We start from the raw sequence: 1139 nt of genomic DNA on the forward strand, positions 1-1139 counted from the left end.
AACTCGACTCCATGAAGTCGGAATCGCTAGTAATCGTGGATCAGAATGCCACGGTGAATACGTTCCCGGGCCTTGTACACACCGCCCGTCACACCATGGGAGTGGGCTGCAAAAGAAGTGGGTAGCTTAACCTTCGGGGGGGCGCTCACCACTTTGTGGTTCATGACTGGGGTGAAGTCGTAACAAGGTAGCCCTAGGGGAACCTGGGGCTGGATCACCTCCTTACCTATACGACTAACTTAATGTTTGGTCGAAAAATGCTCCTGCATTTTCGACATTCGGTACATCCGTGTACCTTTTGAGTGTTCACACAGATTTGCTTGATAGAAGAAAGAGTAAAAGATGGGTCTGTAGCTCAGCTGGTTAGAGCGCACCCCTGATAAGGGTGAGGTCGGTGGTTCAAGTCCACTCTGACCCACCAATCCTTCCTTCTCGGCGTTGGAAAGTGACTCGTTTAGTGAACTAAACGTCGCCACTGTCCGCCTTGATAAGAAATGATTGGCAAACCAATCCTTTTAGAGGTTTGGAACATCTTACTTACTCGCACTGCATGTAAATGGGGCTATAGCTCAGCTGGGAGAGCGCCTGCCTTGCACGCAGGAGGTCTGCGGTTCGATCCCGCATAGCTCCACCATTTACACCTTATTCTGACTTTACTGCAAAGTAATAAGGCATATGCACTATGGATAGAGATGCCAAAGATAAACTAAAAAATTATCTTTGGCTTTTTTAAGCCCGCTCTTTAACAATTTGGAAAGCTGATAGTATTTAATTGCATGAGTCTGTCATGTGATTAATTACAAAACGTTTAATGCGAAAGCATTGAACATGAGTTCTCAAACACTTTATTAAGTGTCTTGAATATTCAAYAGTAAATTATTCTTTRYTGRATAGTTTACGTCTAAGGCGCGTCCACTTCTTTGGTCAGAAGTGAGACAAGTAAAACCAAGCTGGTCGCAATGCGRCGCAGATGAGTGAAACTCATTTGGGTTGTATGGTTAAGCGACTAAGCGTATACGGTGGAWGCCTTGGCAGTCAGAGGCGATGAAGGACGTAGTAACTTGCGAAAAGCGTTGGCGAGCTAGTAACAAGCATTTGAGCTAACGATGTCCGAATGGGGGAACCCAGCAGCATAAGCT

General features: G+C 45.9%; 2 tRNA genes and 2 rRNA genes. All 4 read left to right on the plus strand.

The annotated features are described in order from the left end of the window. Nucleotides 1-225 (plus strand): 16S ribosomal RNA (locus tag L5M37_RS24005); the annotation flags it as partial. Between the two features lie 119 nt (nucleotides 226-344). After that, nucleotides 345-421: transfer RNA gene (locus tag L5M37_RS24010), tRNA-Ile, on the plus strand. A 137-nt stretch (nucleotides 422-558) separates the two neighbouring features. Continuing rightward, nucleotides 559-634: transfer RNA gene (locus L5M37_RS24015), tRNA-Ala, on the plus strand. Between the two features lie 362 nt (nucleotides 635-996). Further along, nucleotides 997-1139: ribosomal RNA gene (locus L5M37_RS24020) — 23S ribosomal RNA — on the plus strand; the annotation flags it as partial.

Origin of the sequence: Shewanella sp. SM69, assembly GCF_025653985.1 — a bacterium.
Lineage (GTDB): Bacteria > Pseudomonadota > Gammaproteobacteria > Enterobacterales > Shewanellaceae > Shewanella > Shewanella oncorhynchi.